This window comes from Pseudomonas sp. GW460-12-10-14-TSB1 (genome assembly GCF_017349775.1).
Classification (GTDB): domain Bacteria; phylum Pseudomonadota; class Gammaproteobacteria; order Pseudomonadales; family Pseudomonadaceae; genus Aquipseudomonas; species Aquipseudomonas piscium.
In genome coordinates, this window is the sequence record NZ_JACNAC010000057.1 from 1 (window position 1) to 14,694 (window position 14,694).

The 14,694-nt window shown below is 66.5% G+C and carries 12 protein-coding genes; 11 read left to right on the forward strand and 1 reads right to left on the reverse strand.

All coding sequences use genetic code 11. From position 1 onward, the window contains the following. Positions 1–39 precede the first annotated feature (39 nt). The 8 genes from J4D52_RS25150 (at position 40) to J4D52_RS25185 (ending at position 10,149) form a co-directional block, all read left to right on the forward strand. Positions 40–2,574, forward strand: coding sequence for a TonB-dependent receptor (locus tag J4D52_RS25150; RefSeq protein ID WP_102677851.1), 2,535 nt, complete (start codon positions 40–42; stop codon positions 2,572–2,574). A 65-nt stretch (positions 2,575–2,639) separates the two neighbouring features. Next, positions 2,640–4,589, forward strand: a complete 1,950-nt coding sequence (locus J4D52_RS25155; protein ID WP_102677852.1) for a phytase — start codon at positions 2,640–2,642, stop codon at positions 4,587–4,589. 91 nt (positions 4,590–4,680) lie between these two features. After that, the gene (gene tolQ / locus J4D52_RS25160) at positions 4,681–5,391 is read left to right on the forward strand and encodes a protein TolQ (protein ID WP_102677853.1); all 711 of its coding nucleotides are present in this window, start codon (positions 4,681–4,683) and stop codon (positions 5,389–5,391) included. A gap of 13 nt (positions 5,392–5,404) precedes the next feature. Next, complete coding sequence (gene tolR, locus J4D52_RS25165) at positions 5,405–5,851, forward strand: protein TolR (protein WP_102677854.1); 447 nt, start codon at positions 5,405–5,407, stop codon at positions 5,849–5,851. Beyond that, positions 5,848–6,708: an energy transducer TonB gene (locus J4D52_RS25170; RefSeq protein WP_102677855.1), complete on the forward strand. Its 861-nt coding sequence runs from the start codon at positions 5,848–5,850 to the stop codon at positions 6,706–6,708. The genes tolR and J4D52_RS25170 overlap by 4 nt, the downstream gene beginning before the upstream one ends. Before the next feature lie 331 nt (positions 6,709–7,039). Then, positions 7,040–7,441, forward strand: coding sequence for a cytochrome c5 family protein (locus J4D52_RS25175; protein WP_102677856.1), 402 nt, complete (start codon positions 7,040–7,042; stop codon positions 7,439–7,441). An 86-nt stretch (positions 7,442–7,527) separates the two neighbouring features. Further along, positions 7,528–8,856 carry a D-arabinono-1,4-lactone oxidase gene (locus J4D52_RS25180; RefSeq protein WP_173678571.1) on the forward strand — a complete coding sequence of 443 codons (1,329 nt, stop codon included), beginning with the start codon at positions 7,528–7,530 and terminating at the stop codon, positions 8,854–8,856. Positions 8,857–8,940: 84 nt separating this feature from the next. After that, positions 8,941–10,149: a DSD1 family PLP-dependent enzyme gene (locus J4D52_RS25185; RefSeq protein ID WP_173678572.1), complete on the forward strand. Its 1,209-nt coding sequence runs from the start codon at positions 8,941–8,943 to the stop codon at positions 10,147–10,149. Positions 10,150–10,339: 190 nt separating this feature from the next. Here J4D52_RS25185 and J4D52_RS25190 read toward each other — a convergent pair whose 3' ends face one another. Next, positions 10,340–11,290, reverse strand: coding sequence for a transporter (locus J4D52_RS25190; protein ID WP_102677859.1), 951 nt, complete (start codon positions 11,288–11,290; stop codon positions 10,340–10,342). A 272-nt stretch (positions 11,291–11,562) separates the two neighbouring features. Here J4D52_RS25190 and J4D52_RS25195 point away from each other — a divergent pair, with 272 nt between their 5' ends. From J4D52_RS25195 to J4D52_RS25205, 3 genes are all read left to right on the forward strand, one after another. Continuing rightward, positions 11,563–12,600, forward strand: coding sequence for an AraC family transcriptional regulator (locus tag J4D52_RS25195; RefSeq protein WP_102677860.1), 1,038 nt, complete (start codon positions 11,563–11,565; stop codon positions 12,598–12,600). Positions 12,601–12,709: 109 nt separating this feature from the next. After that, positions 12,710–13,594 (forward strand): Dyp-type peroxidase, encoded by an 885-nt coding sequence (locus J4D52_RS25200; protein WP_063431891.1) that lies wholly within the window; start codon positions 12,710–12,712, stop codon positions 13,592–13,594. A 28-nt stretch (positions 13,595–13,622) separates the two neighbouring features. Further along, positions 13,623–14,591, forward strand: a complete 969-nt coding sequence (locus J4D52_RS25205; RefSeq protein ID WP_102677861.1) for a Gfo/Idh/MocA family protein — start codon at positions 13,623–13,625, stop codon at positions 14,589–14,591. Positions 14,592–14,694: the final 103 nt, after the last annotated feature.

Consider the following 14,694-nt stretch of genomic DNA (forward strand, 5'->3'; position numbering starts at 1 on the left):
CCTTGCCTGGCGTCACCGGACTCTTGGGGGAGGACCATCATGTACAAGCGCAGCAGCACCGCCGGCCTGCTCGGCTTCACGCTCACCGCCCTGGCCATGGCGATCGCCAGCGAACGCCTGAGCGCCGCCGAAGCCGATTCGACTAAAAACACCGAACACCTGGAAGTGGTCGGCCAGGCCGCGAGCATCGACCAGGCGCTCAAGGAGCAGCGCAGCGCCGACAGCATCAAGAGCGTGGTGCACGCCGACGGCGTGGGCCAGTTGCCGGACGAGAACGTCGCCGAAGCGGCGCAGCGCCTGCCGGGCATCAGCGTCGAGCGCGACCAGGGCGAAGGGCGTTTCGTCAGCGTGCGTGGCCTGGGCCCGGACCTCAACAGCGTGACCATCAACGGCACCCTGGTGCCGGCCCCGGAAAGCAAACGCCGCGCCGTGGCCCTGGACGTGCTGCCGTCGGAGCTGGTGCAGTCGCTGTCGGTGATCAAGACCCTGACCCCGGACATGGACGCCAACTCCCTGGGCGGCACCGTCGATGTGCAGAGCCTCTCGGCCTTCGATCACAAGGGCCTGTTCTACACCGGCAGCAGCGAAGCCAGCTACGACCAGAACACCCACCAGACCAGCCCGAAATTTTCCGGGGCGATCAGCGACCGTTTCAGCCTCGGCGACGGCATCGACAACTTCGGCGTGGCCGCGGCCCTGAGCTGGCAGAAGCGCGACTTCGGCTCGGACAACGTCGAGACCGGCGGCGCCTGGGACTTCGAGCAGGGCGCAAAACTGCAGGAACTCGAACAGCGCGACTACGACATCAGCCGCGAACGCGCCGGCGGCGGCCTGAACTTCGACTACAAGCCGGACGACCTCAGCAGCTACTACCTGCGCACCCTGTACAGCCGCTACAAGGACAGCGAGACCCGCAACGCCGCCAGCCTGGAATTCGCCGAGCCCCAGGCGGCCGGCGAGCTGGGCGACGCCGAAGGTAAACGCAAGCTCAAGCAGCGCGAGGAAACCCAGGAGATCCAGTCCTACGTATTCGGCGGCGAGCGCATGTTCGGCCTCTGGACCCTCAGCGGCCAGGCCGGCTACAGCCGCTCCAGCGAAGACAGCCCGGGGCATATCGCCAACGCGGTGTTCGAGGGCAGCGACGACTTCGCCGACAGCGGCTTCTACGACAACGACAAGCCGCGGCCGATCGTTGGCCAGGGTTTTTACAATCCGTCCAACTTCAGCCTGGACAAGGTCGAGTGGGAAAAGCAGCGCACCACCGACACCGAGAAAAACCTGCGCCTGGACCTGGCCCGCGACTACGACCTCAGCGGCTATGCGTCCCAGGTCAAGTTCGGCGGCAAGGTCAGCCGGCGCAACAAGGACAACGACCTCGACGCCTGGGTCTACAAAGACTTCGACGAACTGGGTTTCAGCGACGAACAGCTCAACCTCAGTGGCTTCCAGAAAGGCAGCGTCGACTATCGCCTCGGCCGCTTCGGCCCGGGCATCAGCGGCGGCTCGATCAAACAGTTGATCGGCGGTCTGGACCGCGATGCGTTCTTCGACGAGACCGAATCCCGGGTCAACGACTTCAAGATCCGCGAAGACATCAACGCCGGCTACCTGATGAACACCGTGGATATCGACGACTGGCGCTTTATCGCCGGCCTGCGCTACGAAGGCACCGAGTTCGAGGCCAAGGGCACTGGCGCCACCGACGGCGAGTTCCAGTCCACCGAGACCAAGCGCCGTTACCACCACTGGCTGCCGGGCTTGCACGCTCGTTACCAGCTGGACAAGAACACCCAGGTGCGCGCTGCCTGGACCAAGGCGGTGGTGCGCCCGACCTTCGGCCAGCTGGCGCCAGGCTTTGTCATCGACGATGACGAAGCCAGCTTCGGTAACCCGGATCTCAAGCCGCTGGAGTCAAGCAACCTGGACCTGGGCATCGAGCACTTCATGGGCCGCGCCGGCACCGTCTCGGCCTTTGTGTTCTACAAGGACATCAAGAACTTCGTCTACAACACCGACCTGGCTGGCACCGGCGCCTGGACCAACTTCTCCGAGGCGCACACCTTCGCCAACGGCGACAGCGCCAAGCTGTATGGCCTGGAGCTGGCCTACTCGCAGAAATTCGACTGGCTGCCGGCGCCCTGGAACGGCCTGCTGCTGGGGGCCAACGCCACCTTCAGCCGCTCCGACGCCGAGATCAAGGGCTTCGACGCCGCCAGCGGGGGCAACCGCAAGCGCAGCATCGACCTGCCGAACCAGTCGGACACCGTCGGCAACCTGATGCTCGGCTGGGAAAACGACAAGCTCAGCCTGCGCCTGTCGGCCAACTACAAGTCGGACTACCTCTATGAGCTGGCCTCGATCAACGACAAGGCCCACGACCTGCACGTCGATGCCCAGACCTTCGTCGATTTCAGTGCCCGCTACTCGCTGACCAAGAGCCTGCAGCTGAGCTTCGAGGCGCAGAACATCACCGACGAGCCGTACTTCGTCTACACCGGCCACCGCTCCTACAACGGCCAGTACGAAGAGTACGGCCCGACCTACAAGCTCGGCCTGACCTTTACCCACTTCTGATCCCGAGGCGGCGGCGCCCCAGCGCTGCCGCCGTGCCGAACGAACAATAAGGACCTGATCCATTCATGAGTATTCTGTTGACACCCGCGCGCAGCCTGCTGGCCGCGCTGATCTGCCTGGGCAGCGGCGCGGCCGTCGCCGGCTCTTTGTCGGCGTCCACCGATCCCAGCCTGACCCTGAAACCCTGGCTGCCCAAGCAGGCCCTGGCCATCGAGGCCATCGGCTTTGTGCCCGGCACCAGCGAGCGCCTGGCCGCCAGCGAACGCGACGGCCTGTTGCTGCTCGACGCCCAGGGCCAGGAACTGGCGCGCTTGAAAGGCTCCTTCAATGGCCTGGACAGCCGCGCCGCCGGCCAACAGGTGCTGGTCGCCACGCTCGACAGCCAGCGCCAGCAGGCGCTGCTGGTCAGCCTCGATCCGCGCAGCCGCCAGTGGGGCCAGCCGCTGTACCTGCCGCCGCGGGACTTCCCGGTCAACGGCCTGTGCCTGTACCGCGACGAGGCCAGCAACCTGTTCCTGTTCCTGGTGGGCGAGGAGGGCAAGGGCGAGCAATGGCTGGTGGGCGCCGGCGCCCAGCTGAACGCCACGGCGCAACGGGTGCGCGGCGTACCGCTGCCGCCGGCGGCGCAGTTCTGCCAGGTGGACGATGGCGCTAATCAATTACTGGTCAACGAAGAGAACGTCGGCTGGTGGGCCTACCCGGCGCACCCCGAGGCGGATGTCGAGCGGCGGCCGGTGGCCATGCGCGCGCCGTTCGGCGAGGTGGCCAAGGCCGCCGGCGCCATGGCTTTGGTGCCGGGCGGCGTGCTGGCGCTCGACCCCAAGGCGGCGCGCCTGCACCTTTATCAGCAACAGGGCGGGTATCAGCAACAGGGCGAAGGCTGGTCGGCCAGGGCCGCGCTGGCGTTGCCCGGCCTGAAGGAGCCGGAAAGCCTCGCGGTGCAGGCCAGCGCCAAGGGCCTGCAAGTGCTGGTGCGCGATGATGACGACGGGCAGATCTACCAGGGGCAGTTGGACTGGCAGGCCACCCCGGTGCCGCTGGCGCCGGTGCTGCCGAATGTGCCGGCCCTGAGCCAGAGCGAGCCGGTGGGGCGCCAGGGCGATGCGGCGGACGACCCGGCGATCTGGATTCATCCCCGGCAGCCGGAGCTGAGCCGGGTGCTGGGCACCAACAAGAAACAGGGACTGCTGGCCTACGACCTGCAAGGCAAGTTGCTCCAGGAGTTGCCGGTGGGGCGGCTGAACAACGTCGACCTGCGGCCGAACTTCAAGCTGGGCACCCAGGTGGTCGACCTGGCGGTGGCGAGCAACCGCGATCACAACAGCCTCAGCCTGTTCAGCATCGATCGCGCCAGCGGCGAGCTGCGCGAAGCCGGGGAGATTCCCACGCCGCTCAAGGAAATCTACGGCATCTGCCTGTTCCAGCCGGCCAGCGGCGAGCTGTATGCCTTTGCCAACGGCAAGGACGGCAGCTTCCTGCAATACCGCCTGAGCGCCCCCGATGGCCGGGTCCAGGGCGAGCTGGTGCGCCAGTTCAAGGTCGACAGCCAGCCGGAAGGCTGTGTCGCCGACGACCAGCGCCAGCGCCTGTTCCTCGGTGAAGAGGACGTCGGCGTGTGGGCGGTGGATGCCCGCGCCGACCAGCCGGCCAACCTCGCCAGCGTGATCAAGGTCGGCCCGCAGCTGCATGCCGACGTCGAGGGCCTGGCGCTGTACCAGAGCGAGGCGCATGACTACCTGGTGATTTCCAGCCAGGGCAACGACAGCTATGTGGTGCTCGATGCCGAGCCGCCGTTCGCTTCCCGCGGGGCCTTCCGGGTTGGCCTGAATGCCGCCGCGGGCATCGACGGGGCGTCGGAAACCGATGGCCTGGAAGTCACCTCGGCCAACCTCGGCGGGCCCTGGAGCCAGGGGCTGCTGGTGGTCCAGGACGGCCGCAAGCGCATGCCCGAGCAGACCCAGAACTTCAAGTTCGTACCCTGGGCCGAGGTGGCCAGGGCGCTGAAGCTGCCCTGAGCTGTCATTAACCGTTCATCAACATGTCATCGAATAGCCCCGGCGCCGTCGCGCATCGACGGTCCGGGCGCACAGGCAAAGGAGTTTCACCATGCAGGCGACACTGGAACACATGACCATCTGGGGGCTGATCAGCGATGCCAGCCTGTTGGTCAAGGCGGTCATGCTCACCCTGTTGCTGGCGTCGTTGCTCAGCTGGTACCTGATCATCCAGCGCGGCAGCGTGCTCAAGCGCACGGAGCGGCAGCTCGACGCTTTCGTCCAGCGCTTTCGCGGCAGCGCCGAACTCACCCCGCTGTACCGTGAAAGCCTCCAGCAGGCGGACGGCGAGGGCGGTGTCGAGCCGATCTTCCAGGCCGGTTTCCAGGCCTACAGCCAGCTGCGCCAACAGGGCGGCAACCCGGCCGAAGTGGTGCTCGAAGGGGTGGAGCGTTCGCTGTACGTGGCCATCAGCGAGCAGGAAATCCGCCTGGAAAAAGGCTTGCAGTTCCTTGCCACGGTCGGTTCGGTCAGCCCCTATATCGGCCTGTTCGGCACCGTGTGGGGGATCATGAATTCCTTCCTCGGCCTGTCCCAGGTGCAGCAGGCGACCCTGTCCACCGTGGCCCCGGGCATCGCCGAAGCGCTGATCGCCACCGCCATCGGCCTGTTCGCGGCGATCCCCGCGGTGATCGCCTACAACCGTTTCGCCGCCTGTGGCCAGACCCTGCTGACCCGCTACTACGCCTTCGGCAACGAACTGCAGGCGCGCCTGCATCGCCAGCTGCACGGCGTGTCGTCGAACCTGGCCGTCGCGGCCTGAGAGGAGAGTGCAGATGCTAGTCAGGCCGCAACGCAAGCACGGGCCCAAGGCCGAAATGAACGTGGTGCCCTATATCGACGTGATGCTGGTGCTGCTGGTGATCTTCATGGTCACCGCGCCGATGCTCACCCAGGGGGTGAAGATCGAACTGCCCAAGGTCGCCAGCGAGGCCCTGGCCACCGACACCCGGCAGCAGATCCTGACCCTGTCGGTGAAGGCCGAGGGCGGCTACTACTGGAATCTCGGCGGTGAGCTGGATACCCGGCAGCACACCGACAGCGCGGTGGACCTCGACGAGATGCGCGCCAAGGTCGCGCAAATAGTCGCCGCGCGAAGCGATACCCAGGTCTACATCCGGGCCGACCAGGACGCCGGCTACGGCCTGGTGGTGGCGGCCATGGCGGCGTTGCAGCAGGGCGGGGTGAGCAATCTGGGGCTGGTGACCGAGGCCCCGCAATGACGGCGATGATCATGCACAGTCCACAGCAGACCCTCGACGATTTTTCCCTGCGACCCTTGCGCAGGCACTGGCGCCCCCATGCGCTGGCCGCGACCCTGGCGGTGGCGCTGCACGCCGGGGTGCTGGCGCTGCTGGTGGCGGGTTGGTCGGTAGCGCCACCGGCCGCCGAACAGCCGGCGGTGTTGCGTACCCAGTTGGTGATGCTGCCGCCGACAGCGCCAGCGCCCGAGCCTGCGCCGGCTTTAGTCGAGGCTGAAGCCACCCCCATGCCCATGCCCGTGCCGCCGGAGCCGGTGGTCGCGGCCCCGGTCGAGCCGGCCAAGCCTGCCGTCGATCCGCGGCTCCAGGCGCAGAAACTCGAGCAGGCGGCCCTGGCGCGCAAACGGGTCGAAGACAAGAAACGCGAACAGCTGGCCGAACAGCAACGCCAACAGCACGAGCGCCAGGAAAACGAAAGGCGCAACCGCGAAGCCGAGCAACAGCGCCTGGCCCAGGAGCAGGCGCAACAGCAACAGGCGCAGCGCGCCGAACAGACCCGCCTGGCCGCCGAGCGCGCCCGGCAGCAAGCCGCCCAGGCCGCGGCCGACAGCCGCCAGTACCTGCCCCTGAGCAAGGAGGCCCCGGACTACCCGCAACGGGCCCTGGACAAGAACATCGAAGGCGACTGCACCGTGGAATACCGCGTCAACCCCCAAGGCAAGGTGGAGAATCCCAAGGTGCTCGATGGCTGCCACCCGCTGTTCATCCGCCCCTCGCTGGCGGCGGCCAACACCTTCCGCTACCAGCCGCGCATCGTCGACGGCCAGGCGGTGTCGGTGCCCGCGGTGCGCAATACCTTCCACTACCGCATCAAATAGCCGCGGCTGTTGTTCTTCAGCGGAAGCGGCCGGCTGCCGCTCGATTGCCCGCGTAGCGGCGGTCCCCAGACCCCCGCGTTATCGTTAACGGTTTTTCGCGGGCAAGCCTCGCTCCTACAGAAGCCCCGCAATCCTGTAGGAGCGCAGCTTGCGCGCGATGAACGATAACGCGGTCCACCGGTAGGCCGCGGCGTTCCCATCGCGGGCAAGCGTCTGCACCGGCCTGGCCGCAGATGCCCCCCTCGCTGGCCCGCAATGCCCTCAGGCCGTGGCGGCGCCTGCCTTAGTGTTGGCTCTGGGTCGATCCCGACCGTCACCCGAGAGGAACACCATGCCGGCGCCGACTGCCTCGCTGCTGTTTTCATCCGTCACCAGGCTGTATCGCCTGGGGCGCGTCGCGTTGTGCCTGGCACTGGGCGGGCTGCTGGTTGCCTGTGGCGACAAGCCCGCGCCGCCCTCTACGGCCGCGGTGCAACAGCTGCCCGACGATTCGGCGCTGGCGCGGATCTACGACAGCAGCTGCAAGCTCTGCCACGCCAACCCGGCGTCCGGCGCGCCGCTGACCGGCGATGTCCAGGCCTGGCGGCCACGCATCGCCCAGGGTGCCGACACCCTGCTGGACCACAGCATCAATGGCTATAACGGCATGCCGCCGATGGGCCTGTGCATGCAGTGTTCCGAGGAGCAGTTCCTCGCCCTGATCCGCTTCATGTCCGCACAAGACCTCCAATAACCCGGCACAGGGACACAGGCATGACCATGCACCTCACACGACGTCAGTTGTTGCAACGCGCAGGGGTAGCCGGAGCGTTCAGCGCCCTGGCCAGCAACCCGCTGCTGGCCGAGCTGGCGCGGGCGCCACGGCTGATTCCCTGGCGCAACTGGTCCGGCGCGCAAAGCTGCCTGCCCCTGGCGCGGCTGGCGCCCAAGGACCTCGACGAGCTGGTGCAGGTGATTCGCCAGACCCCGGGCAAGATCCGCCCGGTGGGCTCGGGGCACTCCTTCAGCGCCCTGGTGCCCACCGACGGCACGCTGCTGTCGCTGAGCTTTTTCAGCGGCCTGCTCAGCCACGATGCCGCCACCTTGCAGGCCGAGTTCGCCGCCGGCACGCCGATGTCGCGCATGGGCGCGCCGCTCAAGGCGATCGGCCAGGCCCTGCCGAACATGGCCGACATCGACTACCAGACCCTGGCCGGGGCCATCGCCACCTCGACCCACGGCACCGGCGTCGGCTTCAAGTCCTATTCGGCCCAGGTCTGCGGCCTGCAACTGGTGACCGCCAGCGGCGAGGTGCTGGACTGCGACAGCAGCCGTAACGCCGAGGTCTTCAGCGCCGCGCGGGTGTCCCTCGGTGCCCTGGGCGTCGCCACCCGGGTGCGTTTGCAGAATCGCCCGGCCTATCGCCTGCGGGAAAAACAGTGGATCGCCAAGACCGAAGAGCTGCTCGAGGACCTGGCGAAAAACACCCGCGACAACCAGCACTGGGAAATGCTGGTGGTCACCCATTCCGACTACGCGCTGTCGATTGCCCTGAATGAAACCGAAGACCCGGCGACCCCGCCGGTGGACCCGGCCGAAGAGGGCGGCAACGAATTCGTCAGCCTGATCGAGAACCTCGACAAGTACGTCAGTGATTTTCCAGAAACCCGGCGCACCCTGCTCAACAGCCTGCGGCATTTCGCCAGTTTCGACGACCGGGTTGGCGACTCCTACGAGGTCTACGCCAATGTGCGCAACGTGCGCTTCAACGAAATGGAGTACTCGGTGCCGGCCGAGCATGGCCCGGCGTGCCTGCGGGAAATCCTCAAGCTGATCCGCGACAAGGACCTGCGCACCTGGTTTCCCATCGAGTACCGCTACGTCCAGGCCGACGATATTCCCCTGAGCATGTTCGAGGGCCGCGACAGCTGTTCGATCTCGGTGCACCAGCACTACGGCATGGACCACCACAACTTCTTCGCCGCAGTCGAACCGATTTTCTGGAAGTACGCCGGCCGCCCGCACTGGGGCAAGTTGCACAACCTCAACGCCCGGCAGTTGCAGGCGCTGTATCCGCGTTGGCAAGAATTCACCCGGGTGCGCGAGGCGCTGGACCCCGGCGGCAAGTTCCTCAATGCACACCTGTCGTCCATCCTGGGCGTGGTCTGAAGGGAGATAAAAAGGATGAATCGACGCAACTTCCTGCTCGGTACCGCGGGTGTCGGCGCGTTGCTCGCGGGCGTGGGCGCCTGGCTGCGGCCCGCTGACCGGGGCGGGCCCTACAGCGACTATTTCCGCGCGCTGAACCGGGAGCTCAAGGCCCACGGCCCGATGCGCCCGGTGATGCTGATCGACCTCGACCGCCTGGACCACAACATCGATGTGGTGCTGCAGTCGGTCAAGCGCGGCGGCAAGCAGCTGCGGCTGGTGGAGAAGTCCCTGCCATCGCCGGAGCTACTGGCTTACATCGGCCAACGCGCCGGCACCCAGCGCCTGATGTCGTTCCACCAGCCGTTCCTCAACCACGATGCCCAGCGTTTTCCCAAGGCCGATATCCTGTTGGGCAAGCCGCTGCCGGTGCGTTCCGCCGAGCTGTTCTACCAGGGGCACAAAGGCCCGTTCGACCCGGCCCGGCAGTTGCAGTGGCTGATCGATACCCCGGAACACCTGCAGCAATACCTGGCCCTGGCCCGCGGCCTGGGCACCCGGCTGCGGATCAATATCGAACTGGACGTCGGCCTGCACCGCGGCGGGGTGAAGGACAGCCTCGAACTGGGGCCGCTGCTGACCCTGATCGCCGCCAACCCCCAGCACCTGGAGTTCGCCGGTTTCATGGGCTACGACCCCTTTGTCGGCATGGGCGTGCCGGGCATTCTCGGCTCGCCCGAAGCGCTGTTCGCCAAGGTCATGCAGCGCTACCAGAGCGCCGTGGATTTCACCCGGCAACGCCATCCGGCGCTCTGGCGGCCGGGGCTGACCCTCAACACTGCCGGCAGCCCCAGCTACCGCATGCATGAGCAGGAACAGTTGAGCAGCGAAGTGTCGGTGGGCACGGCGATGCTCAAGCCGACCCATTACGACCTGCCGTCCCTCAGCGAACATCGGCCGGCGGCCTACATCGCCACGCCGGTGCTGAAAAGCACCGGCCCGGTGCGCATCCCGGCGCTGGACGACAAGTCGAAGCTGTTCGCCTGGTGGGACCCGAACCAGCGCGAGACATTCTTCATCTACGGCGGCAACTGGCTGGCCGAGTTCGAGTCGCCCTCGGGGCTGCAAAGCAACGGCTTGTTCGGCCGCAGTTCCAACCAGGAGATGGTCAACGGCTCGCCCGCCGTGGGCCTGGGACCGGACGACCAGGTGTTCCTGCGGCCGATGCAGAGCGAAGCGGTGCTGCTGCAATTCGGCGACCTGCTGGCGGTGCGTGGAGGGCGGATCGTCGACAGCTGGTCGGTCTACAGCTAGGTTTTTGCGGTGGGGCCGAAGGTCTCATCGCACTTCTTCTGTAGGAGCGAGCGGGCGGCGATCCGACTTGCCCGCGATGACCGTGACGCGGAATGTCTGGGAAACCGCGTTATCGTTCATCGCACGCAAGCTGTGCTCCTACAGAAGAAGATCGCGCAATCCGTAGGAGCGAGCGGGTGGCGCTCCTACATCACAGACTGAACGGAATCGTCAGCTTGGCCCACAGCATCTCGCCCTCGGGCCGGTTCTCCACGTCGAACTCCTTGGACCAGCGGATCTCCGCGCTGGCGTACTTGAGGAAGGTCAGGTACAGCGCCGGGCCGATGGCGAACACCTGGCCGCGCACGCCGTCGTCCACGTCCTCGCCGAGAAACTGCACGGTGCGGCCGTACTGTTTGTCGTCGGTGGTCTGCTTCAGGTAGTAGCCGTTGACCCCCAGGCTCAGGTTGTCGGTCACCTTGTAGCTGGCGGAATAGTCGAAGTGGAAGATCTGCCCGGACTTGTAGTCGGTGGCATGGTTTTCCTCGTTGAAGCTGTAGGTGGTTTTCATCGACAGCTCGGTGCGCGGGGTGGGCAGCCAGGTCACCGAAACCAGTGGTTTGTAGGTGTAGAAGTTGTTGCTGGTATTGGCCAGGCGCGTTGCGTCGTACTTGCCGGTGGGAATGGTGATTTCCACGGCGGCGCCCAGGGTCAGGTTCTTGCCCATGTCCCACAGGATGATCGGCGCGATGGTGGTGTCGCCCATGCTTTCGCGCTGGTCCTTGAGGCCGAAGACCCCCACCTGCTGGCGCAGATAGGGTTGCGCCACGTAGCCGCCGAGGCGCCCGCCGAACACCCGCAGCGGGCTCAGGTAGTCGAGGCGGGGAATGATCGCATCGGAGACGATCCGCACGTCCGGTACCTTGCCGCCCAGGGAGCTGATATTCAGCTTCCGCGCTTCGTAATGGTTGTAATAGAGGTTGAAGGCGAACATGTGGTCCGGCAGGCCGTTGACGTCCAGCGGCAGGATGAAAAAACCGTCGGTGCCGGTGCCGATATTGTCGACTCCGGATTCGGTGGCCGGTGCCAGGGCGGGCAGGGCGGCGATGCAGGCCAGGCTGGCGGCGAGGCGCCGGGGGAGATGGGTGCGGGTCGAATTCATGTTCGGGCTCTTATTATTGTCAGTGGGCGCGCAGTTGGCCGGTTTCCGGCCGCCCCATAGGAATAAGCCTTCGGCGTCTGGCCAGGCAGGGTATTGGCGGCCACTGAGGGGGACTTTCGCGGCCAGCCTGCAATGACTTGTTACATCCTTCCATGAACGCGAGCGGAAAACGCTATGCTGAGCGAGCGCTCGCCTCGCCCTGGCGGTGTCCGGGAGCGGGGCGCATAACCAGAATAAGAATTGCAGCCGAACCGGCTCGGAACCCGATGCCCATGCAGATGAAAGCCGTCGATCCACAGTACCAACTGGCCCTGGTTTCACCCTTCCTGTTGCAGACCCTGGCCGAAGTCGCGGGCAGCCACGGCGTCGACCCGCACGCCCTGTGCCGCGGCCTGGGCTTTACCCTCGACGACCTGCAGGACCCTGCGCAACGCATCTCCTACCGCCAGGCCGTGGCGATGATCCAGCGCGCGCTCAAGGCCTTGCCGCAGCAGGGCCTGGGCCTGTGGGTCGGGCACCAGAACGTGCTCGGCACCCTGGGCCTGCTGGGGCATGTGCTGTCGCTGTGCAAGACCCTGCGCGATGCCTTCGACATCGGTCTGCGCCATCAGCACACCACCGGCGGCCTCGCCACCTACCACGTCCAGCAGCAGGGCGATGAGTTTTTCGTCGAGGCCGAATGCTGGCTGCCCTGTAGCGAGGTGCAGATCTTTGCCATCGAAGAGCTCTTCGCCAGCCTGCCGGTCTATGGCCGGGCCCTGGTCGGCGCCGACTTCAAGCCGCTGCGGATCGAGTTCACGCACTCCGCCCCGGTTTATCGGGACGAGTACCTGCGGCTGCTGGGGCCTGACGTGCACTTCGGCTGCCTGCACAACCGCCTGGTCATCGCCGGCCACTGGCTGGACACGCGCCTGCCCAACCACCACGCCGTGGCCCTGCGCCAGGCGCTCAAGTTGCTGGAACTGGACAGCGCCCAGGTGCACCGCAAGATGGACCTGATCCAGGCGGTGGAGCGGGCCATCTCCCGCGACCTGACCCAGGGCAGCCACATCGAGCAGGTCGCCAGCGACCTGAACATGAGCGGGCGCACCCTGCGCCGACGCCTGAGCGAGCACGACCTGACCTTCGAAGCGCTGCTGGAGCAGGTGCGCCGGGCGCGTACCCTGAGCCTGCTGGCCAACCCGCAGCTGTCCATCGAGCGCATCACCGAGGCGGTGGGCTACAGCGACGTGCGCAGTTTTCGCCGGGCGTTCAAGCGCTGGACCGGCCTGAGCCCCAGCGCCTATCGGGAAGAGGGTGGCCAGTTGTAGGGCAGGGCGCCTGGCGGCGTGACGATTCACCACGTCGGCCCATGCGTGTCTAAACCCCCACAAATTGTGGTGCGCCGGGTAAACTCCGGGCTTTCTTCAAGGAGTCGCTATGAGTTACTACCAGCCGGGCATTCTTGCCACCCCCGTTCCGACCCAGGCTCGTCACCTGTTTTTCGCCCTCGAATCCATCGAGGCTCTGCCGGCGGCGATCGATCGCTTGCTGGCGCTGGTGGACGGGAAAACGGCGGTAGCAGGTTTCGGCGCGTCGCTGGTCAAGGCGCTGGGCGCCCGCGTGCAGGGGCTCAAGGCCTTCCCGGCGCTGACTGGAGTCGGCGTCGACAACCCTTCGACCCAGCATGCGCTGTGGGTCTGGCTGCATGGCGAAGACCGCGGCGAGCTGCTGCACCGCAGCAACGACCTGGCAGCCGCCCTGGCCCCGGCGCTGCGCCTGGTGCAGATGAACGAAGCCTTCCGCCACAAGACCGGCCACGACCTGACCGGTTACGAGGACGGCACCGAAAACCCCCACGATGAAGAAGCCATCGCCGCGGCCCTGGCCGAAGGCGCCGATGGCCTGCGCGGTGGCAGCTTCGCCGCGATCCAGCAGTGGCAGCACGACTTCAAGGGTTTTGCCGCGATGCATCAGGAGGAGCGCGACAACATCATCGGCCGCCGCCTGAGCGACAACGAAGAGCTGGACGACGCGCCGGACTCGGCCCACGTCAAGCGCACCGCCCAGGAGAGCTTCACCCCCGAGGCCTTTATGGTGCGCCGCTCGATGCCGTGGATCGAAGGCGACAAGGGCGGCCTGATGTTCCTCGCCTTCGGCCACAGCCTCCACGCCTTCGAAGTCCAGCTGCGGCGCATGAGCGGCCTGGAAGACGGCATAGTCGACGGCCTGTACCGCATGAGCCGGCCGATCACCGGCGGCTACTACTGGTGCCCGCCACTGCAGGACGGCCGCCTCGACCTGCGCGCCCTGCAAGCGGTCTGACCGGCCAATGGGCACAGGAGGAGAGGGCATGCGGCCCGTGCGCTGGGGCATGATCGGTTGCGACAGCGTCACCGAACGCAAGAGCGGCCCGGCCTTCTACAAGGCGCCGGGCTCGGCGCTGGTGGCGGTGATGGGCCGGCGCCTGGAAGCGGTGCGGGACTATGCGGCACGCCATGGCATCGCGCGTTTCTACACCGATGCCCAGGCGCTGATCGACGACCCCGAAGTGGACGCGGTGTACATCGCCACGCCACCTGACAGTCACCACGCCTACAGCTTGCGGGTGGCCGCCGCCGGCAAGCACTGCTGCGTGGAAAAACCGATGGCATTGAACGCCGGGCAAAGCCTGGAGATGCAGCAGGTTTTCCAGCAGGCCGGATTGCACCTGTTCGTGTCCTACTACCGCCGTTCCCTGCCGCGCTTCCAGCAAGTGCGGCAATGGCTGCGGGACGGGCGCATCGGTGAGGTGCGCCACCTGAGCTGGACCCTGACCAAGGCCCCGTCCGAGGCCGATCGCAGTGGCGGCCGCAACTGGCGCACCGATCCTCGGATCGCCGGCGGCGGCTACTTCGCCGACCTGGCGAGCCACGGCCTGGACCTGTTCCAGTACCTGCTGGGGGACATCACCGACGTTGCCGGTTTCACCGCGCGGCAGGCCGGGCTGTACAGCGCCGAGGACGCGGTGAGCGCCAGCTGGCGCTTCGCCTGCGGCGCCCTGGGCACGGGGGCCTGGAACTTCGTCGCGGACCGTCGGGTGGACCGGGTGGAAATCATCGGCAGCCAGGGGCGTATCGGCTTCTCGGTGTTCGACGAGCATCCGCTGCAATTGGACGCCGATGAACAATTGAGCCTCTTCATCGACAACCCCGAGCACATCCAGTGGCACCACGTGCTCGGCATGAACGCCCATATCCGTGGCCAAGCACAGCACCCGGCCCTGGCCGCCGAGGCGGTGAAAACCGACCGGGTCATGGACCTGATCCTCAAGCGCGGTTAGCCAACCCACGCACTGCCTCGGCAGAGAGAGGGATCTCGCAGTTTGTGGGCAAGCCTCGCTCCTACGGGGCGCCGCGCACACCTTCTAACCTTATGCTCAAACA

Coding starts and splice junctions, on each gene's coding strand:
- J4D52_RS25170 (WP_102677855.1), top strand. CDS start 5,848: ATGACGGCGATGATCATGCACAGTCCACAGCAGACCCTCGACGATTTT.
- tolR (WP_102677854.1), top strand. CDS start 5,405: ATGCTAGTCAGGCCGCAACGCAAGCACGGGCCCAAGGCCGAAATGAAC.
- J4D52_RS25155 (WP_102677852.1), top strand. CDS start 2,640: ATGAGTATTCTGTTGACACCCGCGCGCAGCCTGCTGGCCGCGCTGATC.
- J4D52_RS25190 (WP_102677859.1), bottom strand. CDS start 11,290: ATGAATTCGACCCGCACCCATCTCCCCCGGCGCCTCGCCGCCAGCCTG.
- J4D52_RS25205 (WP_102677861.1), top strand. CDS start 13,623: ATGCGGCCCGTGCGCTGGGGCATGATCGGTTGCGACAGCGTCACCGAA.
- tolQ (WP_102677853.1), top strand. CDS start 4,681: ATGCAGGCGACACTGGAACACATGACCATCTGGGGGCTGATCAGCGAT.
- J4D52_RS25200 (WP_063431891.1), top strand. CDS start 12,710: ATGAGTTACTACCAGCCGGGCATTCTTGCCACCCCCGTTCCGACCCAG.
- J4D52_RS25175 (WP_102677856.1), top strand. CDS start 7,040: ATGCCGGCGCCGACTGCCTCGCTGCTGTTTTCATCCGTCACCAGGCTG.
- J4D52_RS25195 (WP_102677860.1), top strand. CDS start 11,563: ATGCAGATGAAAGCCGTCGATCCACAGTACCAACTGGCCCTGGTTTCA.
- J4D52_RS25150 (WP_102677851.1), top strand. CDS start 40: ATGTACAAGCGCAGCAGCACCGCCGGCCTGCTCGGCTTCACGCTCACC.